Annotated in this window: 22 protein-coding genes and 1 tRNA gene; 3 read left to right on the top strand and 20 right to left on the bottom strand. The window is 72.2% G+C overall.

Annotation, left to right across the window (positions count from 1 at the left end; all coding sequences use genetic code 11):
* Positions 1-92: 92 nt before the first annotated feature.
* The 3 genes from IF129_RS10110 (at position 93) to IF129_RS10120 (ending at position 3,093) form a co-directional block, all read left to right on the top strand.
* Positions 93-641, top strand: coding sequence for a hypothetical protein (locus IF129_RS10110; protein WP_191209223.1), 549 nt, complete (start codon positions 93-95; stop codon positions 639-641).
* A gap of 248 nt (positions 642-889) precedes the next feature.
* On the top strand, positions 890-2,923 hold the full coding sequence (locus IF129_RS10115; RefSeq protein ID WP_191209224.1) for a DEAD/DEAH box helicase: 2,034 nt from the start codon (positions 890-892) through the stop codon (positions 2,921-2,923).
* A gap of 97 nt (positions 2,924-3,020) precedes the next feature.
* Positions 3,021-3,093, top strand: a tRNA-Lys gene (locus IF129_RS10120).
* Positions 3,094-3,250: 157 nt separating this feature from the next.
* On the opposite strand, the gene IF129_RS10125 is transcribed toward IF129_RS10120, so the two are convergent.
* From IF129_RS10125 to IF129_RS10220, 20 genes are all read right to left on the bottom strand, one after another.
* A complete protein-coding gene (locus IF129_RS10125; protein WP_191209225.1) occupies positions 3,251-3,406 on the bottom strand; it encodes a hypothetical protein in 156 nt (51 codons plus the stop codon).
* Entirely contained in the window at positions 3,403-3,603 is a 201-nt protein-coding gene (locus tag IF129_RS10130; RefSeq protein ID WP_191209226.1) for a hypothetical protein, read from the bottom strand. The genes IF129_RS10125 and IF129_RS10130 overlap by 4 nt, the downstream gene beginning before the upstream one ends.
* On the bottom strand, positions 3,600-3,887 hold the full coding sequence (locus tag IF129_RS10135; protein WP_191209227.1) for a hypothetical protein: 288 nt from the start codon (positions 3,885-3,887) through the stop codon (positions 3,600-3,602). Before IF129_RS10135 ends, IF129_RS10130 begins: the two co-directional genes overlap by 4 nt.
* Positions 3,884-4,090 carry a hypothetical protein gene (locus tag IF129_RS10140; RefSeq protein ID WP_191209228.1) on the bottom strand — a complete coding sequence of 69 codons (207 nt, stop codon included), beginning with the start codon at positions 4,088-4,090 and terminating at the stop codon, positions 3,884-3,886. Before IF129_RS10140 ends, IF129_RS10135 begins: the two co-directional genes overlap by 4 nt.
* 67 nt (positions 4,091-4,157) lie before the next feature.
* Positions 4,158-5,336: a helix-turn-helix domain-containing protein gene (locus tag IF129_RS10145; protein ID WP_191209229.1), complete on the bottom strand. Its 1,179-nt coding sequence runs from the start codon at positions 5,334-5,336 to the stop codon at positions 4,158-4,160.
* A gap of 164 nt (positions 5,337-5,500) precedes the next feature.
* Entirely contained in the window at positions 5,501-5,737 is a 237-nt protein-coding gene (locus IF129_RS10150) for a hypothetical protein (protein ID WP_318153650.1), read from the bottom strand.
* 23 nt (positions 5,738-5,760) lie between these two features.
* Positions 5,761-6,018, bottom strand: coding sequence for a holin (locus tag IF129_RS10155; RefSeq protein ID WP_191209230.1), 258 nt, complete (start codon positions 6,016-6,018; stop codon positions 5,761-5,763).
* 62 nt (positions 6,019-6,080) lie between these two features.
* Positions 6,081-7,094, bottom strand: coding sequence for a LysM peptidoglycan-binding domain-containing protein (locus tag IF129_RS26235; RefSeq protein ID WP_224754729.1), 1,014 nt, complete (start codon positions 7,092-7,094; stop codon positions 6,081-6,083).
* Between the two features lie 83 nt (positions 7,095-7,177).
* Positions 7,178-7,648: a hypothetical protein gene (locus IF129_RS10165; protein WP_191209231.1), complete on the bottom strand. Its 471-nt coding sequence runs from the start codon at positions 7,646-7,648 to the stop codon at positions 7,178-7,180.
* Positions 7,649-7,659: 11 nt separating this feature from the next.
* Positions 7,660-11,466, bottom strand: a complete 3,807-nt coding sequence (locus IF129_RS10170; protein WP_191209232.1) for a hypothetical protein — start codon at positions 11,464-11,466, stop codon at positions 7,660-7,662.
* Between the two features lie 28 nt (positions 11,467-11,494).
* Positions 11,495-13,762 (bottom strand): phage tail tape measure protein, encoded by a 2,268-nt coding sequence (locus tag IF129_RS10175; protein ID WP_191209233.1) that lies wholly within the window; start codon positions 13,760-13,762, stop codon positions 11,495-11,497.
* Between the two features lie 161 nt (positions 13,763-13,923).
* Positions 13,924-14,313 (bottom strand): hypothetical protein, encoded by a 390-nt coding sequence (locus tag IF129_RS10180; protein WP_191209234.1) that lies wholly within the window; start codon positions 14,311-14,313, stop codon positions 13,924-13,926.
* 16 nt (positions 14,314-14,329) lie between these two features.
* Positions 14,330-14,845, bottom strand: a complete 516-nt coding sequence (locus IF129_RS10185; RefSeq protein ID WP_224754730.1) for a hypothetical protein — start codon at positions 14,843-14,845, stop codon at positions 14,330-14,332.
* Complete coding sequence (locus tag IF129_RS10190) at positions 14,845-15,246, bottom strand: phage tail protein (RefSeq protein WP_224754773.1); 402 nt, start codon at positions 15,244-15,246, stop codon at positions 14,845-14,847. The genes IF129_RS10185 and IF129_RS10190 overlap by 1 nt, the downstream gene beginning before the upstream one ends.
* A gap of 84 nt (positions 15,247-15,330) precedes the next feature.
* Positions 15,331-16,068, bottom strand: a complete 738-nt coding sequence (locus tag IF129_RS10195) for a hypothetical protein (protein WP_191209236.1) — start codon at positions 16,066-16,068, stop codon at positions 15,331-15,333.
* Positions 16,068-16,316 (bottom strand): hypothetical protein, encoded by a 249-nt coding sequence (locus tag IF129_RS10200; RefSeq protein WP_191209237.1) that lies wholly within the window; start codon positions 16,314-16,316, stop codon positions 16,068-16,070. The genes IF129_RS10195 and IF129_RS10200 overlap by 1 nt, the downstream gene beginning before the upstream one ends.
* Positions 16,313-16,762: a hypothetical protein gene (locus tag IF129_RS10205; RefSeq protein ID WP_191209238.1), complete on the bottom strand. Its 450-nt coding sequence runs from the start codon at positions 16,760-16,762 to the stop codon at positions 16,313-16,315. Before IF129_RS10205 ends, IF129_RS10200 begins: the two co-directional genes overlap by 4 nt.
* 10 nt (positions 16,763-16,772) lie before the next feature.
* Positions 16,773-17,372, bottom strand: coding sequence for a head-tail connector protein (locus IF129_RS10210; RefSeq protein ID WP_191209239.1), 600 nt, complete (start codon positions 17,370-17,372; stop codon positions 16,773-16,775).
* Entirely contained in the window at positions 17,362-18,126 is a 765-nt protein-coding gene (locus tag IF129_RS10215) for a hypothetical protein (RefSeq protein WP_191209240.1), read from the bottom strand. The genes IF129_RS10210 and IF129_RS10215 overlap by 11 nt, the downstream gene beginning before the upstream one ends.
* Positions 18,119-18,376, bottom strand: a complete 258-nt coding sequence (locus IF129_RS10220) for a hypothetical protein (RefSeq protein ID WP_191209241.1) — start codon at positions 18,374-18,376, stop codon at positions 18,119-18,121. The genes IF129_RS10215 and IF129_RS10220 overlap by 8 nt, the downstream gene beginning before the upstream one ends.
* Positions 18,377-18,386: the final 10 nt, after the last annotated feature.

The raw sequence follows: 18,386 nt of genomic DNA on the forward strand, positions 1-18,386 counted from the left end.
GCAGGAGGCCCGCCCGCCCCCGGAGGAGTCCGACCGTGCGCCCTGCTCCCGCCGCTCGCCCCGGTACGCCGGAAATCCGCTCCCGTACGCCGGTGCGCAGCGCCGTGCGCCCCCGCGCGCCCCGCCTCCTCCCCGCCGTGCGGACCGGCCTCGCGGCGCTCGGCCTGCTCGGCGCGGCCGGGTGCATGACGGTGGGCGGTGACCCGGGCCCGCCGGTACCGCAGCCGGCCGGCCACACGTCCGCCCCCTCGCCGTCCGGCCCGGCGGAGGACGGCGTCCCCGAGGGCGGACCCCGGGCGCCGGTCGGCTCGGACGGGCAGCGGTCCGAAGCGGAGGAGAAGACGCCCTCGTCGGAAAGGGACGCCACCGAGAAGCGGACCGACCCGGCAGAGGAGCCCGGCCCCGGGGAGCCCTCGGACAGCGCGCCGGAACCCGGCCCGCCCCCCGGCCCCGGTGCCGAGGAACCCTCCCCCGACCCGGGCGGGGGCCCCGGGCGGCCGGAGCCGCCGGGCGACGACGATCCGGCACCCGACCCGACGCCCACCCCGTCGCCCTCCGACCCGGAGCCGACGCCGGAGCCCGAGCCGTCGACCCCGTCCCCGGAGCCGTCCGGCGGCGGGGGCGAGGCGTCCGGGGGGTAGTGCGGGCGGAGCGGACGCCGGAGTGGGGGAGCCCACAGTCCCGACCCCGGTGGGGAGTTTGCACGAGGCCCGGGAGGGTGCGTATGGTGGTAGATCGTTTGATCCCATTTGACCCGGCGCCCAACTGAAGCGCGCCGCGTGGCGCGTTCCGTTGCTTAGCCGTGGGCTTGACCGCATGAGGCGGTCCTGTTGCGAAATCACGGAAGTTTGTGGCGCGTGCCGATGAACTCCGGAAGGTTCGCATCAGCATGTCTGTTTCCACGCCCGAAACCGTCTCCGTTCTCACGGACGACGTCGAGCGTTCCCCCGAGACCGCGACGACCGTCACGGTCGACCCCACCGTCGACACCGCCGACACCGCCGTCGAGGCGCAGGCCGACGAGCCCACGCCGACCTTCGCCGACCTCGGTCTCCCCGAGGGCGTCGTGCGCAAGCTCGCGCAGAACGGCGTCACCAGCCCCTTCCCCATCCAGGCCGCGACCATCCCGGACGCCCTGGCCGGCAAGGACATCCTCGGCCGTGGCCGCACCGGCTCCGGCAAGACGCTGAGCTTCGGCCTGCCGACGCTCGCCCGGCTCGCCGGGGGCCGCACCGCCCGGCACCGCCCGCGCGCCGTCATCATGACGCCGACGCGTGAGCTCGCCATGCAGGTCTCTGACGCCCTCCAGCCCTACGGCGACGTGCTCGGCCTCAAGCTGAAGGTCGTCTGCGGCGGCACCTCCATGGGCAACCAGATCGGCGCGCTGGAGCGGGGCGTCGACATCCTCGTCGCCACCCCCGGCCGGCTGCGCGACCTGATCAACCGGGGCGCCTGCTCGCTGGACGACGTCGAGGTCGCCGTCCTCGACGAGGCCGACCAGATGGCCGACCTCGGCTTCCTGCCCGAGGTCACCGAGATCCTCGACCTCGTTCCCGAGGGCGGTCAGCGCATGCTGTTCTCCGCCACGCTGGAGCGCGAGATCGACACCCTCGTCAAGCGCTACCTCGTCGACCCCGTCAGCCACGAGGTCGACGCCGCCCAGGGCGCGGTCACGACGATGACGCACCACATCCTCATCGTGAAGCCCCAGGACAAGGCACCGGTCACCGCCGCCATCGCCGCCCGCAAGGGCCGCACGATCGCGTTCGTCCGCACCCAGATGGGAGCCGACCGCGTCGCCGAGCAGCTCCGCGAGTCCGGCGTGCGCGCCGACGCCCTGCACGGCGGCATGACCCAGGGCGCCCGCACCCGCACGCTGGCCGACTTCAAGGACGGGCACGTCAACGTCCTCGTCGCCACCGACGTCGCCGCCCGCGGCATCCACGTCGACGGCATCGACCTCGTCCTCAACGTCGACCCGGCCGGGGACCACAAGGACTACCTGCACCGCTCGGGCCGCACCGCCCGCGCCGGCCAGTCCGGCACCGTCGTCTCCCTGGCCCTGCCGCACCAGCGGCGGCAGACGTTCCGCCTGATGGAGGACGCCGGCGTCGACGCCTCCCGGCACCTCATCGGCCGCGGTGACGTCTTCGACGACGACGTGGCCGCCATCACGGGCGCCCGCTCCCTCAGCGAGGTCCAGGCCGAGGCCGCCGCCAACTCCGCCCGCCAGGCCGACCGCGACGTCGCCAACCTCTCGCGCAAGCTGGACGAGGCCAAGCGGCGCGCCCAGGAACTGCGCGACGAGGCGGGCCGCCTGACCGCCCGTGCCGCCCGCGACCGGGGGGCCGACGCCGACGAGGCCGTCGCCCGGCTCACCGAGGAGATGGACCGCGCAGCCGTCGAGGAGGCCGAGCGCGCCGCCAAGGCCGCGGCGGCCCGCGCCGCCGAGCAGGAGCGCAAGGCCGCCCAGCAGCGCGAGGACCGCAAGCGCGAGGGCGGCAACTACCCGCGCCGCGACGACCGCGGCGGCCACCGGGGCGGCGGCTTCAACCGCGACCGCCGCGACGACCGGGGCGGCTTCAACCGCGACCGGGACCGCCGCGACGACCGCCGCTCGGACGACCGTGGCGGTTTCCGCCGTGACGACCGCCCGTTCAACCGCGACCGCCGCTCCGACGACCGACGGTCCGACGACCGCGGCGGCCACCGGGGCGGCGGCTTCAACCGCGACCGCCGCGACGACCGGGGCGGCTACCGCCGTGACGACCGTCGTTACGAGGACCGTCCGTTCAACCGCGACCGTCGCTCCGACGACCGCCGCCCCTACGGCCGTCGCGACGACCACCGCGCCGCCCCCGGCACCGGCAACCGCTCCTTCGGCCGCCGCACCGACAAGCCCCGCTGGAAGCAGAACGGCTGACGCATCGGGGGGCCCGGGCGACACCCACGCGCCCGGGCCCCCGATACCCACTCGGCTCTCCGGCCCCCGCCCGGCTATGCTCGATCCAGCACGCCCCGGGCCGTTAGCTCAATTGGCAGAGCAGTGGACTTTTAATCCATTGGTTGTGGGTTCGAGTCCCACACGGCCTACCGACAAGCCCCAGCTCAGCACCGCCTGAGGTGGGGCTCCTTGCGTTCTTCGGGGGATCTGAGGGCCGTTGCTCGGCCATTGCTCGGCCGAGTCGTTGGCGATCATGCATGACGAAGCCCCCACCCAGCTCCGGCTGGACGGGGGCTCAGGGCCGCTTCACCGACCGCGCGCTGCCGCGTAGGGCCCGCCCGGTGGCCGCTCCGCGATCGAGTACGGCAGGAACACGTAGGGCCTCACCCGGCCGGCACGCGGCGGGAGGTCGACGCGGGGCACGCGGACGCGCGGCGCGACGACCAGGCGCCGCGCACTCACCGGCCCACCTCCCGGTGACAGGTGCAGTCGCACCGGCCGGCCGCCGCGAGCTCGTGCCCGACCCGGACTTCCCAGGTGCCGTGGCACCAGCGGTGCATCTCCGCGATCGTCGGCTCGTGCGGGTCGGACTCGGCGGCGAGCTCCTGCGCGGTGAGGCACTCGGGCGTGAGGTACCGCTCGGCGGCGGGGGCGGTCACCGGTCCACCCGTTCCGGCTCGGCGACGTCGAGCGGGCAGAGCGGCGGCGCCTCGGACTCGCGGACGGGATCTGCGTCGACAGAATTGACGGAACTCCCCTCCAGGCCCTTTCCGTCAATTCTGTCGACGGGTTCCGTGTCGAGCGGGCAGGACGGCACGCAGGCAAGGCAGGCGCGGCGGGTCCAGCCTGGGCCGCTGTTGGCCTCGATGAGGGCGACGGGGCGGACGTCGTCGCGGAGCTGCCGGCAGTCGGGGCAGCGCTGTAAGGACCGGGGGGCGGTCACTGTGCCTGCCTCCGCTCGCCGGGGCGGAGGCAGGCCGGGCAGGCGTACAGCTGTTCCGGCGGGTGCGCGTCGGCCTCGACGGTGCCGACGGGTGTGCCGTCCTGGGTCAGCTCGGGGCAGCGGCAGCAGCGGCGCAGGGCGCGCGCGGGCGGGAAGTCGGTGGGGTCAGGGGCCGCGACCGGGCGCGGGCTGTCGCACTTCATGTACCAACGGTGACCGAACTCACAGTGTCGGTTCAATGACAGTTCCGTCAGCCCGCGGCCGGAACTATCACAGCGGCAGCGCCACCGCCGTCGCCAGCTCCCGCATCTCGGGCGTGAGCGTCCGCCGGCGGCCCACAATCCGCCCGACGATGTCCCGCGCGAACCGCTGCTGCGGCAACCACTGCGGGGACCCGGCCCGCACCGACTCCAGCACCTCCACCGCACTCCCGTAGTCCCGCAGGGACGCGTGCGCGTTCGCCACGTCCAGCAGGTGGCGGTTGCGGTTGTTCGACGTCGGGCGCAGCGACGACGCCGGCACCTGCTTGGCGAGCGTCAGCACCCGATCCGGCCGCTGTACCACCGAGGCGTTCTCCGCCGCTTTCAGCGCCACCGTGACGGGCCCGAACGTCCGCAGGAAGTCCGCTCGGGGCGCGTGCTCGCGGCCGAGGGCCACAGCGGCCGAGCGGGCCCAGCGCAGGGAGTCCTCGGCCACGTCCGGGCGGTTGTCGCGCACCGCGGCGGCGGAGACGCGCAGCAGCATCCACCCCCATGCGGACAGCTCGTCAGGGGTGGCCCGTGTGACCCGGGGTTCCACGTCGTCGGCCCACCGCACGGCCCAGTCCAGTGCCTCGGCGAGCCGCCCGGTGCGGAGCATGAGCCAGCACATCGTGCTGACGGTGGCGGCCCCGTCGAGCCGGTCGGCCGCCCCGTCCAGCGCGCGGGCGAGCGCTACCTCGGCCGCCTCGAACTGCCGTGTCTGCACCAGCAGCCAGCCGGTGAGCTGCAGCGTGCGGGTCCGGATCGCGCGGGCTTCGGCCGCGCTGCCCAGCGCTTCGGCGTCCCGGAGTAGCGGGGGGAGGATGCGGGCGAGGTCGCTGAACTGGTCGGCGGCGAACAGCGGCTCGGCGGCCGTCAGCGCCCGGCGGGTGCCGTCGACCGTCGGAGCGTCCTGAACCTCGTCTGTGGGCGGGGTGGTCAGGGCCGCGCGGACGGCGGCCCACTGGTCGCGGATCTCGACCGGCGGCGGGCCCGGCTCGTCGCGCTGCAGCAGGCTCGTGGTGGAGACGCGCAGAGCGACGGCGAGCTGGCGCGCGGTCTCCAGGCGCACGTCGCCGATGACTCCCTGCTCCAGCTTCGAGACGAGGGATGTGCTGACGCCGGCGGCTTGGGCGAGTTCGCGCTGGGTGAGGCCGCGGCGCTTGCGGATGCTGCGGAGCCGGGAACCGATGTCAGGGGTGTCAGGCATACTGGTCCTCCGTCGTGTGGTCGCACTCACGACGGTACCCGCAGCGCAGCGCGGGATTCAGCGAACGGCCCCCGGCTCACACGAGTTGGGGGCCGCTTCCGTCCGTGCATGACGAAGGCGCCCCGCCCGGCCATGAGGCCAGACGGGGCGCTTCTGCGTGGGGGTCAGCTGTTCATCTGAAGCAGGGCGACGACCAGCGCCGCGACGGACACCAGCGCGGCGAGGGACGGCAGCGGCCACCGGCCCCGCTCCAGCGCGCGGAGCCGCGTCTCGTGGTCCTGCATGTCGGTCCGTATGTCGCGGTTCTCTTCGATCAAGCCGTCGAGCTTGTGCTCGATGCGACCGACGGCCTGGGCCAGCCCTCTCACCTCCGCGTACATCTGGGGCAGGGAGATGTACACCCCTGCCCCCTCTTCCGGGGGTGTCACTCGCGGCTCCGGCGCACGGCCTCGGTGAAGCCCGGGGCGCGGGGCGTGTGCTTGGCCGCCCAGCCCGACACGAAGGTGATCGAGGTCGGGACGAGGGCGATCGCGAAGGGCTCCAGCCAGTCGACCATCCAGCTCAGAAGGTTCGGGTCGTCGGCCACGGCGGACAGCGCCGCGACGAGACCGGTGGACGCGACGAACGTGGCGGCGGACGCTGCGGTGACCTTGCGCTCGACCGGCGCGGTGGTGGTGGGCATGGTGGCTCCGTTTCTTCTGGTCAGGGAGCTGGACGTGCATGACGCACGCCCAGCCCTGTGGGTCAGGCGACGACGGTGAATCCGTGCCGGTCGCCGAGGTCGGTCAGGGAGTCCCAGCCGGGGATGCCGTCCGCGGCGCCGCCGGGCTGGGTACCGCGGTAGCCCATTCGCTGCTGATGCAGCGAGTAGCCGTGCACCGACTTGCTGCCGAAGTGGCCGTCTGCGTATCGGCGCTCCATCAGCCCGTCCTCGACGAGCGCCAGCTCGACGACGAGCGTCCCCGCGTAGCTGACGGGCGTGCCGGCCTTCGGGGGGTCGGTCTTCGCGGCGGCGCGGAGCCGGGACAGGTCGACCACCGTGCGGGCCGGCGGGCGGGACGGGCTGGTCTTCCCGGCGGGGATCGTCAGCTCCTGACCCGGGTGGATGGTGTACGGGGCGCGGATCCCGTTGGCGGCGGCGATCTGCTGCCAGGACACGTCCCGGTAGTCGCGGGCGATCTCGTAGAGCGTGTCGTCGCGCTGCACCTCGTAGGTGGTGCCGCCGGGCTTGTCGCCGGACGCGGCGGCGACGATGCCGGGGAACACGAGCTCGTGGAACTGGCGGATGCGGGCGGGGCCGGGGCAGGCGGTGCCGGACGGGGACCAGTCGCGGTGCAGGCTGTGGTACCCGAAGCCGGGGTCGTGGGCGCTGCGGCAGATCCGCAGCGGGACGTTGTGCGTGCGGTGGACCCACACGCCGAGGTCGATGAGCTCGGCTACCTGAGCCGCCGTCCACGGGTCCGACGCCTTGGTGTTGGAGGCGGTCTCGACGCTGACCGCACCCGTGCCGTCGGGGCGCCGGTTCGCCCGGTAGTTGGCGTCGGCGCGTATGCCGGTGTCGAGGTACTGGCCGACGTCGCCGCCGTACCCGATCCCGAAGTGGCTCTCCAGGTTGGTCGAGTCGCGCCAGTAGGCGTGCAGGCGGCGCGCGTCCCACGGCGCGACGATGCTGTGCATGAGCAGCTGCGTGGGGCGGATCGCGGGCTGTCGGGACTCCGGTCCCAGCAGCATCCGGGTCGCCCCCGGGTACATGGCCATGGGTGCCTCCTCGGGCATGGGTGAGCCCCCGGCGCCAGCGGCTTCCGGGGCTCGATGTGGTGATCGGTGGGTCAGGGGCGGGGTCAGGTCTCGACGAGGAGTGCGGCGCCGAGGCGGGGGCCGCGGGGGCCGGTCTGTGCGTCGAGGGAGCCGCCGGAGTCCTGGCGACCCAGGAGAGTGACCTCGTCACCGGCGGACAGCAGGGCCCCGCCGCACGCGGTGATCCGGCCCGACACGGTGGATACGTCGTCGACGTCCTTGGTGTGCCAGATCGTGCCGGTGCCGTTCACCGAAATGCACAGCTCGCGTCTGCCGGTCGCGTTGCCCTCGTAGTCGAGCGTGCCCCAGCACAGCCACAGTCCGGACGCTGGGATGACGAGCTGGCTGTTGGCGAGGTCGGCCGCGCTGGCGGAGTCGGCGTCGATGGTGTCGAGGGTGATCGTCGTCAGGCTGTTGTCGGCCAGCGTCGTGGAGACCGATGACGACATCTGGCAGGCGTACTCAAATCGGGCGAGGCGGGCCGCGGTGATTTTCGTGCCGGGCGATAGCTGCATGCGGTGGCCTCCTACAGGGCGACGATGGCGGGCCGGGTCAGCCGCACGTCGCTACCAGCGTCGTGGGGTTTGACGATGCCGTTGATGGAGCGGGTGACGGTCATGCGCTGCGGCGTCACCACCTCGAAGTAGTGGAAGGCGATGACGGGGTCGGTGTTGGTGTTGCCCGCGAACGCGGAGCCGGTGACGCCGAGAGCGCCGGAGGCGATGACGACGCTGGTGATCTCCACCTCGTGGTCCCAGCGGTGCGCGGGCTCCCCCATGCCGTCGGGCCAGGCTCGCAGCCGCACGGTCTGCCCGGTGATCCGGGCCCTCAGCCAGAACTCCTGGCCTGCGGTGTAGGTGTAGCTGAGCGGCGGTGTGGAGCCGACCGTACTCCCGTTCTGGGTGACGGACACGAACATGCCGCCTGCGGTCGAGAAGTGGAGGCGGGCGCGGTAGTAGTCGTTGCCGGACTCGCGCAGGAGGATGCCGGGCACCATGCTCGCCCCCGTCGCCACCTGATCCACCGACAGCCGGACCAGGACCTCGCAGTCGGCGACGTCGACGGGGAGGGCTTGGCGGCGGATTGTCTCCGGCGGTGAGGTGAGGGTGATGGTGCCCGTCCCGCCGGCCACCGCGAAGTCGGTCGCGGTGCCGACGTTCGACCATGCCTGCCCGGAGTCGGCCGTGCCCCAGGTGTCCGTCTCCGTCCGGCCGAAAGCGTCGTGCCCGAGCGGCTCGCAGGCCGTGGCCCGCACGACCTCGCCGCCCACCCGCAGATCGAACGGGAAGTCGCCCGGGAACGTGTCGCCGGGGCCGGCGGAGACGATCCAGGCGGGCACCTGGCCGGTGTCGGGCTGGGGGGTGTGGACGTCCAGTGTGGTCGCCGTCTCGTCGACGGCGGCCGCCACCTGCGAGCCGTCGGTGTCGACGCGGTTGGGCTGGTCGGTGCCGGCGTCCGTCAGCACGGTGACGGTCAGGTCGTCGATCCACGCCGCATCGCTGCCCGCGCCCGCGCTGTTGTCCTTGCTGTAGCGGAAGGTGACCGTGGACGATCCGCGGACGTCGAGGGTGTGGCGGGTCCAGCTGGTCTCGCCCTGGGCGCGCAGCACCTCCGACCCGTCCTCCAGCACCGCGAGGAAATCTCCGTCGTAGCCGGGCCCGGACGTCTCGCTGCTGGTCATGTACCAGAAGCTCAACTCCTGCGCGTCCGGCGGCAGCGTCAGCACCAGATCCGAGGTCTGGTTGTTGGTGATCGTCCCGGAGCGCAGCGACCAGGCGCCCGCGTGGGCCTGGGTGTTGTCGCGGGTCCAGGGGGCGTCCCCGCCGTCGGTGAGGTCCAGGACGTCGTCATACGTCGCGTCCTCGAACCCCTCCCTCAGCTGCTCCTCTCCCACCAGGCTCGCGACGGACCACGGCCCGGCGGGGTGGGAGTTGGCCTCGATGTCCCACGTGGTCAGGGTCAGGGTCTCGGTGTAGCCGGCCACGACCAGGTCGACGTCGCCCGGCGGCATCCACGCCGGCAGGTTCGCCAGGCGCATGACGGCTTGGACGTCGAGGCCGTCGAGGACCTGCTGCCGCAGGTCGGCCCGGCTGTCGGCCGTCAGCTGGATCCGCACGACCGGGTAGCGGGCCTCGTCCCAGGTGCCCAGGTGCAGCCGCCACGCCGCGATCGGCTCCAGCTGGCCGTCGCCCTCGACGTTGAGGGTGGCGGAGTCCTCGTAGACGCCCACCCCGTCCGGGTGCGGCAGCACCGACAGCGGCCCCTCCTCCGCCCGCACCCGCGCCGACGCACCACCCCGTCGGCCGATCGTGATGTCGTTGCGGGTGGCCTGGTCATCGTCGACCGGCTCCAGCGGCGGCGCGATGTGGCCCTGTGTGTAGTCCAGCACCAGGGCGGGGGCGCGGTCGTAGAGGACGTCCTTGGGTAGGTAGTGCAGCGCCTGGGCGTCGCGCAGCTCGTACAGCACCCCGCCGTCCGCCTCCGCCGCATCTGTCACGACCCGGAGGTAGGTGTCGATGGGCTGCGGGCCCAGCGCCTCACTGTGGACGCGCAGGCCGGGCGTCGTCAGCTTCAGGGCCTCCTCCTCGGCCAGGCGCCGCAGCCGCTCCCCTGCCGGCTCGCCGTCGAAGCCGGTGTCGGCGAGGTTGAACGCGTTGGTGTCGTCCTCGAAGAGCGCCACGTGGCCCAGGCTCATGCCCTCCAGCCCGGCCCCGAACTCGGTGTGGATGCGGGTGACGTGGCCGACGGTGCCGGTGTAGGAGGTGTCGGCCGCCAGCCCGATCCCCCCGATGGTGACCCAGCCCACCCGCAGCCGGATGCTGCCGCCCTCCTGCTCCTGCCGCAGCCACAGCCGATTCCACTGGCCGGCAACGTTCGGGTTGGTGACGTTGATCAGGAGCGTGGTCGAGGACGTCTCCTCACCCGGCTGGATACCGACCACGCGCACGGCGGTGGCGGTGACCTCGATCCGCAGCCACGGCCACGGGCTGGAGGTGGTGCGCACCTCCAGCACCGTCTCCGCGCTCGCGGGCAGCTCCGGCAGGTAGTAGACGCATTCGAGGTGCCAGGACCCGTCCGGCGCGGCCGGCACCGCCCCGTACAGCACCGCATCCGCGGTGAGCTTGGGTAGCGGGCCCGAGCCGGGCAGCGTCGTGTCGGCGGCCCAGTCCATGCCCTCGGCCGACAGCGGGATGACACCCTCGATCGGCGTCGACGCGAAAGCGGCGGAGGTGCCTTCTTCCAGGGGCCAGTAGCCGACCAGGCCGGGGTAGGTGGCGATCCGGCGGCGCAGCGTGGAGTGCAGCGGCAGCTGCCCCTGCCCCAGACGCCGCAGCGGCCCGTGCGCCATCACCGGCACGTACACGTCCGCGCCCGAGACGTCCCACCGCGACGGCCACGACGACACCTCGCCGTAGAACCGCCGGTGGTAGCGAGTCCGCGTGGCCAAGTTCAGGAACTGCCAGGTGCGGCCGACCGTGTCGGTGACGTCGCTGCTGCCGGTGCCGTGCGCGGTGAAATCGACGTCCGCCAGCAGCGGGCCGTCGATACCGTCGCGCAGCTGGACGGCGTAGTACCGGCCCCGCCCAGCGGAGAAGCCCAGCCCCGAGATGCTGCCGACCTCCAGATCGGCGGTGCCGGCCTGGAAGACGCCGGTCGTCCCGGCCCCGACGTGGGCGTCGCCCAGCTGCTCCCACGGCCCGGCCATCGTCGGGGCGGTGAAGAACCGCACCGTGTGGCCGCCGGCGTCGTCATCGACGTCGAGGGTGGCACGCAGCGCGAATCGCTGCCCCGGCCGATACCGCAGCACCTCGCTACTCGCGACGACGGAGAACGCGATCCCATCAGCGGACCAGACGAAGTTGATGCGGGCGAGCTGGTCGACCATGACGCGCCACATGCGCTGGTCACCGGTGATCTGGTAGCGGCCCATGATCTCCATGGACCAGGGGGCGTAGCTGCTGGACTGGACCGGGACCTGGTCCAGCGCGAGCTCGACGGCCACGTCCAGGTCCTCGGCCACATCCAGCGCCGTAGACGAGGCCACGGTGGCGCGGGCGTTGGTGGCCCCGATCCACAGGTACGGGGTCGGCCCCTGCGCCCACACGCGGATCGGAGTGTTCCGCCCGATGAGGCCGTAGTACGGGGACAGCGGATTCCGCGGGCTGTACTTGCCGTGTCGGTTGTTGAGGGTCAGCTCGCACGACCCCGGGTCCGACGCCGTGGCCTCGTCCGGCCGGCCCCGGGAGATGACGATGGGGTCGCGGTTGTAGGCGTCCTGGGTGATGTTCACCCAGCCGTCCGCGGTCAGGATCTCCACCAATGTGTTCGGCACCCGGGCCTCCTTCGTGTGGTCTGGGGGTCTACTGGCCGAGGACGGTGACGTCGCCGCCGCGCGAGCGGATACCGCGCCGCACCATCCGCACCAGGTCCCGGTCGCCCTCCAGGCGGATCGTGAGGTGTTGTCCTCGGGCGCCCCCGGAGGTGAGGAGGGGCGCCATGGTGCCCCCGGAGGCGGGCGCCATCACGGGCCGCACGGGCGGCGGGGTGAGGAGCGTGCGCATCGCACGGTCCAGGACACCGGAGTTGTCCTCGGCGCCCTGGGCGATGCCGGGCGGAATCCAGCGGCCGACCTCATCGGCCATCAGCTTCGAGGGCGACCCGATCCACAGGAAGCTGGTCGCCGCGTCGACGACCTTCGACCGCACGAACGAGCCCACCTTCTCGTACAGCCAGCCGCCCAGGGAGGACATGCCGTTCCACAGGCCGGTCACCACTGAGCGGCCCTTGTTGTAGAGGAGCCGTCCGGTGGAGCCGACCGCGCCCTTGATGCGTCCGGGCAGGTCTTCGGTCCAGTTGACGATCTCGGCGGCCTTCTCCACCCCGGCCGCCTTGAACTCGTTCCAGGCCGACCAGCCCTCCGCGTACAGGTTCCCGCCGAGCTCGGCCAGGGCGGTCACCGTGCGGCCGGGCAGTGCGCGCACGGTGTCCAGCCAGCTGTTCCACTGCTGGCTCACCGGCTCGGCGATGTAGCTGTCCCACAGCCCCCAAAACCACGTGCTGACGGCGATGCCGAGGGCATCGAGGGTCTGCCCGGCCTCGGCGGCCTTGGTGGCCACCCAGAAGGTGAAGGCGCCCCACACGTCGGGCAGCTTCTCGGTCAGCGTGCTGACGAGCTTGGAGACGAAGCCGCCGATGATGGTGATGGCGGTCACCGAGATGCCCGCGGCGATCAGGGCGGGCAGCGCGGCCAGGGCCAGCACGAGCGCCGTCGCGATCAGCGCCACCTTGAACACGGTGCCGGGGTTGGCGGCGACGTACTCACCGACGCGCTGCCCGAAGGTGAAGAACGCCTCGACGGCGCGGGGTGCGAAGTCGACGATCTTCTGGGCGATCTTGACGCCGATGACCTCCACAGCGGCCACGACCCGGTCCGCGCCGGTCGCGCCCCCCGCCCCGGCCTCCTCCCAGACACTGTCGAACGCGGTGGTGAACTCAGCCTTGAAGGCTTCGACGGCGGGGATGACTTCGCCGCCGAGGAAGTCGATGACGTTCTGCTGCACACCCCGCTTGAACGCCTGCATCTTCATCGCCGGGGAGTCTTCGAGCTTGGCCACGACATCGTCGGCGGCGCCGGCCACGTCGTCGAATCCGCCGGCGGCCGCCGCCGAGGCGGGGTCCAGCGCCCACAGAGCGTCGGCCTGAGTGTTGGCCAGGTCGCCGAACAGGATCTGCGCGGCGGACAGGCGGGTGGTGGCGTCGTCGGTGCCGCGCAGGGCGTCCATCGTGTCCTGCAGGGCCTCGGTGGCCTCATCCCCACCGGCCCTCATCTTGCGGCCGATGTCCTCCCCGTTGATCCCGATGGAGGCGAAGGCTTCGTTGACCTGGTCGCCGCCGGCCAGAGCCATCTCGCCGAAGATGCCGATGGCGTCCGCGACACTGTCGGCGTCCCGGGCGCCGGCCTCCAGGCCCTGGCTGATCAGCCCCATGGCGGTCTGGCCGTCCAGGCCGAGCCGCCGGAACTGGGTGCTGTACTCGTTGAAGACGTCCAGCAGGTCTTCGGACTTGTTGGCGACGCTGCTCATGCCGGCGGCGATGAGGTCCATCGCCTCGTCGAAGTCGGCGGCCATACCCGTCTTCACCATCTGACCGGCCGCCGCCGTGGCCTTGTTGATGTCGTCGTCGAAGGCGTCCGCGAGCGCGAGCGCCTTCTTCGTCATGTCCTCCAGGCCGTCCTGGTTGTCGGCGAAGTCGTCCATGTTCAGGGACACCGACTTGATGGCGTCGGCGACCTCGGAGGCTGATTCGCCCCACCCGTCGGTGAACACCTCGGTCATGGCATCGGTGGCCTGGGAGACGTCGGCGGTGGAGTTGGCGAGCTGCGCCTCCAGGCGGGCGGTGGCCGAGGAGACGTCCATGTGCTGCTCGAACGTCGAGGCCAGTAGGGCGGCGGCGCCGGCGCCGGCCGCCGCCCCGGCCGCCGCGAGCGCCGTGCTCATCTTCGCGCCGTTGGACTCGGCGGCGTCCACCATGGCGGAGGTCTCCCGCTCCACCGTCCGCCGCCCGTCCCGCATGCCGCGGTCCATGTTGTTGCGGGCGGAGAGGGCGAAGACCAGCGAGGTATCCGACACAGTGCGTCTCCTCTCGGCTGCCCGTCACCGGCGGGCGTGCTTCTCCAGCTCGGCGGCGTACTGCTCCAGCCAGTCCAGGAGGTGGTCCTCCTCCTCGACGGTCAGCTGGTCCCAATCGCGGGGGGTCATGTGGAGCAGGTGCGCGGCGTTGCCGAGCTGCCTCAGACGGCGAAGGGCAGCCGGGCTTTTCCCTCGTCCTCCGGCGCGTCCTCCAGCTCGCCGAGCATGCCCTCGATCAGGTCCTCATCCCCGCCCTTGGAGCGCATGCGCTCCACCGCGAGCTCGATCTCGCCCCGGGTCATCTCCACGGTGAGCTCGTCCCAGCAGAAGTCCACGTCGTCGAAGCGGATCGTGGGGTGATCGCGCTTGAGGAGGACGTGCAGCAGCGCGCGGCGGCACAGCGCGTCACCGCGCAGGACGTCCATGGCGAAGCTCTTGAACGCCTTGCCGGTGCGCTTCTCCAGCGCCTCCCGCTCCGCCGACATCAGCTTGTTCGGGTTGTAGTCGAAGACCTGCGTGTCCCCGCCTTCGGGGCTGTAGGTGACCTTCACGAGGGCCCTTCCTGGATCATCGGGACCGGGCGACGACGCGCTCGGCCATCTCCGTCAGCGCCGCCTCCACGGCGGCCTTGTACTCGTTGCGCTGGCCCTCGAAGGCACGGTCGAACCAGCCGATCTTGCCGTGCTGCTGGACCCACACCTCCCGGTTGCCGAAGACCGGGTGCCGCCAGCCGCTCGCCCGGTTGGTGCGCTTGGCCGCGTTCGCGAAGCCGCGCGTGTTGGGGGTCTTGAACGCCTTGATCTTCGCCCCGGGAAACCGGCCGGAGATGCGGACATCGGGGCGGATCTTCCGCGCGATCGCGCTCTTCAGGGCCGGGCCGCCGTGGGGGGTGGAGGACTCCATCGCCATGATGTTGTTCTTCGCCCGCGCCGCCCCCGGCTTGAGCGCCTCGCGCATGTTCTTCGTGAGTTCCTTGCGCAGCTCCTTGCCGTCCTCTTCGGCTTTGAGCGCGCGGCTGATCTGCCGGAGGTTCTGCGGGGTGAGCTCCAGACCCGTCGAGCCAGTCGACGCGCGAGCGGCCATCAGGACGTCGCCCGCGTCACAGCCCCCGAGGTCGGGAACCCCTGCGAGACGGTGGCCTCATCGCCGACCGCGCCGGTCAGCGGCGACCACCCGTTGATCAGGATGTTCCCGGAGTAGGAGGGGTTGGAGGTGCCCACGGCGCCGGAGTCCGCACGCACCTCGAAGGGCACCACGGTCCCCAGCAGCGGCCACATGATGCTGTCGAGCTCGGTCGCGGCGAAGTCCTGCAGGAACTCACACGACAGTTCGGCGGACTTCAGGCCGCCCTGGACTTCCTTCCAGCCCAGCGACGCGTAGGTGGTGACGTCCTTGTCCTCGACCTCGACCGCCAGCTCCGCCTTACGGGTGCGGTCGGTCAAGTCGTTGCTGTTGATGGACAGGTACTCGGCGAGCAGGACCATCTTGGGCACAGCGGCCTCCCTTTCAGGGCATGACGAAGGCCCGGCCAACAGGGGGTCTGGGGCCGGGCCGGTGGTGTGGGTGGGCTACTGGATGCCCAGCGAGGACACGAACAGGAAGCTGGGGGTGGTGCCGGTGATGGCCCAGGCGACGCGCCACCACGTATCGGTGATCGCGGTGCCGTCGGTGCGCAGGATCTGACCGCCCGCCTCGTCCGCCGCGGCGAAGGTCAGCCGCGTCGTCGGGGCGGCGAAGGTGTTGTCCGCGCTGGACTCCACCGTGGCGGTCAGCGACGGGGTCGTGCCGGATGCCGAGAGGACGTGCAGCGCCGCGTACAGCCGCTGGCCGGCCGCTACCGCCCCCAGCTCCAGCCCCGTGCCGGACCCGGTCGCGGTGCGGGCCGTACCCGGCGGGTGCGCGAACTGCCCGCGCGCCATGGGCCAGCTGCTCTTGGCCGTCCCGGTCCAGGGGGCGACCTCGCCGACCGCCTCACCGAGCTTGTACTCGGACCGCATCGCGCGCACGAGGTAGGCCAGGTCACCGACCGCAGCAGCGTTGTTCGCGCCGATGGTCCACGGGCCGGTGCCGCCCAGCTGGGACCAGGACGCGTCATCGACCAGGCCCGGGTCCCCGGCCTCCCACTGCCCCTCACCGGAGACCTCGGCCGACGCCAGCCCACCGAGCTTCTCCGTCCACCCCTGGGAGAGGTAGTTCGTCGCGTCCTTGTCCTCCACCTCGGTCGTCACCTCGACCTTGTTGGAGTGGCCGGAGAGGTCCGCGCCCACCGCGAACAGGCGCACGCTGGTCAGAACCGTCTTGCCCATCAGCCCTCCCCATCCTTCGGCTTGGTGGGCCTGCGGCGGCTCCGCTTGTCCGGCTCCTCGGCCGCGCGCGGCTCACCGGCCTCATCGGTACGGGCGGACTCCTCGGGCACCTTCTCGGCGACGCCGGAGGCGACCAGGTGCGCGGCCTGCGCCGTCGGCAGCTCCACCGGCTTCCCCCGCGCCGGCCACGGCTGTCCGTCCCGGGCCGACCCCGGCGGCATGTCGACCACCATCCGAATCCGCCTCACGTCGCCCCTTCCCCGATGACCTTCACCGTCAGCTCAGCGCCCACGTACTGGGTGCCGGCGTGCTCGTACCAGCGCGGGCCCTGCGCCCGCATCACGTGCAGGTCGTGCGCCGCGCCGCCCAGCGCGTACTCACCCGGCGCCCCGCGCGCCGCCTCCAGCGCCGCCTTCAGCGAGCCGGTGCCGGAGCCGGAGAGCATGAGGTCGATGAGCTCCTGTGAGGTGCGGTCGTCCTGCCGGCCGACCAAGACCCGGCAGGTGAACTCGACCTCGTCCAAGCCCCGGCCCATGGCACGGTCGTAGGTGTGCTGGGCCTCGGCGACGAAGAAGTGCGGCTCGGCCACGCTGTCGGGCACGTAGCCGGTCGAGGTCAGCGCGCCCACCCCGTCGGGCAGCGTGATGGTGCGAGCGGCGTCCGCCAGGCCAGCGCGGACCAGGCTGATCTGCACAGCGCGTCTCCTATCCGAAGCCGTCGAGGATGTAGGGCTCGATGAGCGCCCACACGTCCGGGTCGCGGCGCGAGAGCCGCACCACGCCCCACTCCGCGGACCCCATCACGCCTTCCGGGGAGTCCTTGCGCTTGAACAGGCGGCTCGCCTGGATCAGGGACGCCTCGGCGATGTCGTCCGGGACGGCCGGCCAGCCCCAGCGGGCCGTCACCCGCACGCGGGTCCGTGCCGCGCCCCACAGCCCGTCGGTGCGGAGCAGGCCCGTGACGGGCTTGCCCTTCAGCAGGGCGTTGTCCGGGCTCGTCTCGTAGCCGGTGACGGCGGTGAACGCGCCGGCCCAGCCCACTTCGACGGCAAGTCCGGTCAGGCTGCCGATGTCGTCGACCAGCAGGAGCTCGCCGTCCGCCTTGCGCACCACGCGGCCGCTGGGGGTGACCGTCCGCTGGACCGGGTCCGGGTCGAGCCAGAAGCGGCGGTTGCCGCAGGCCAGGTCGATCCCCCGGGAGGCGGCGGCCAGGGCCCTGTTCAGCAGCCCGTCGCGGCTGTCGTCGGCGGCTTCGATGCCCAGGCGTTCCTTCAGTTCGGCGACGGTGCCGTACTCATTGGCCATCGCCGCCTCCAGCCGACCGTGTGGGGGGCGTGTAGTCCGCCTCGGAGAGCCACATCTGCTTGTGGTGCGTGGTCTTCACGCCGGTGTGGACGAAGACGGGGAGCTGCAGCGTGGAGAGCCGCCAGCAGAACGACAGGTCCTCAGACACCAGGCGGCCGTCGCCGTAGCGGACGCGGTCGAACCAGCTGTCGCCGTGCTCGGCGCGCACCTTCTCGGCCGCCTGGCGGTGGATGAGGAGGCAGGCCGCGCCGGTGCCGGCTACCTGGATCACCGTGTTGTCCGGGTACTCCCAGCGGGTCGCGAAGCCGACGTTGCCCTGGGTGTCGTGCGCCGGGTTGTAGATGGTGGGCACCGGCATGATGCGGCGGCCGCCCATGCCGTCGAAGTGGGTTTCCCGGGCGGCGAAGCACAGGGCTCCGACCACGGGGCGTTCGGTGGGGTCCGCGGCGTGGAGCAGGCGCTCGACGGTGTCCGGTTCGAAGCCCATGTCGGTGTCGACGAACCACAGCCACTCGTGGGGGGTCTCATCCAGCCAGCGGGTCATGACCAGGTTGCGGGACTCCACCAGCGAACCGCTGCCGCAGGAGATCATGAACGGCCCGCCGGTGTCGATGATGCGGCCCTCGGCGAGCTGGTCGTACATCACCAGCCGCATCATCGACTCGTGCCAGGAGTGGGACACGGTGTGCGGGTGCAGGTAGGCCACCTGCACCCGGCCGTTCCCGGCCGCTGCGGGCGCGGTCCGGTCACTCATCAGACCGGCCCTTCGCGGTTCCCTTGCGCGTCGTGCGCGTGCCGCGGGTCTCGCCCGGGGCGCGGGTGGCCTGCTCGACTCCCCGCGAGGGCACGGCCGGCATCTTGATGTCGGGCTCCGGCTCGGCGTCGGTGAACAGGTCCGGCCGCTCGGCGACCAGGGGGTGGTCGTCGGCGATGGACTGGCCCGGCTTGAGGACCTGGAGTCCTCCCGACCAGCGGACCGCACCCGAGCACTTGGAGTACTTCACGATCTTCTCC

Source organism: Streptomyces chumphonensis (assembly GCF_014779715.1).
Taxonomy (GTDB): Bacteria; Actinomycetota; Actinomycetes; order Streptomycetales; family Streptomycetaceae; genus Streptomyces; species Streptomyces chumphonensis.

Bases quoted from the DNA above. Each gene is read 5' to 3' on its own strand.
- IF129_RS10115 (WP_191209224.1), top strand. From the start codon at position 890: ATGTCTGTTTCCACGCCCGAAACCGTCTCCGTTCTCACGGACGACGTC.
- IF129_RS10140 (WP_191209228.1), bottom strand. From the start codon at position 4,090: ATGAAGTGCGACAGCCCGCGCCCGGTCGCGGCCCCTGACCCCACCGAC.
- IF129_RS10145 (WP_191209229.1), bottom strand. From the start codon at position 5,336: ATGCCTGACACCCCTGACATCGGTTCCCGGCTCCGCAGCATCCGCAAG.
- IF129_RS10155 (WP_191209230.1), bottom strand. From the start codon at position 6,018: ATGCCCACCACCACCGCGCCGGTCGAGCGCAAGGTCACCGCAGCGTCC.
- IF129_RS26235 (WP_224754729.1), bottom strand. From the start codon at position 7,094: ATGGCCATGTACCCGGGGGCGACCCGGATGCTGCTGGGACCGGAGTCC.
- IF129_RS10165 (WP_191209231.1), bottom strand. From the start codon at position 7,648: ATGCAGCTATCGCCCGGCACGAAAATCACCGCGGCCCGCCTCGCCCGA.
- IF129_RS10185 (WP_224754730.1), bottom strand. From the start codon at position 14,845: ATGGCCGCTCGCGCGTCGACTGGCTCGACGGGTCTGGAGCTCACCCCG.
- IF129_RS10190 (WP_224754773.1), bottom strand. From the start codon at position 15,246: ATGGTCCTGCTCGCCGAGTACCTGTCCATCAACAGCAACGACTTGACC.
- IF129_RS10195 (WP_191209236.1), bottom strand. From the start codon at position 16,068: ATGGGCAAGACGGTTCTGACCAGCGTGCGCCTGTTCGCGGTGGGCGCG.
- IF129_RS10210 (WP_191209239.1), bottom strand. From the start codon at position 17,372: ATGGCCAATGAGTACGGCACCGTCGCCGAACTGAAGGAACGCCTGGGC.
- IF129_RS10215 (WP_191209240.1), bottom strand. From the start codon at position 18,126: ATGAGTGACCGGACCGCGCCCGCAGCGGCCGGGAACGGCCGGGTGCAG.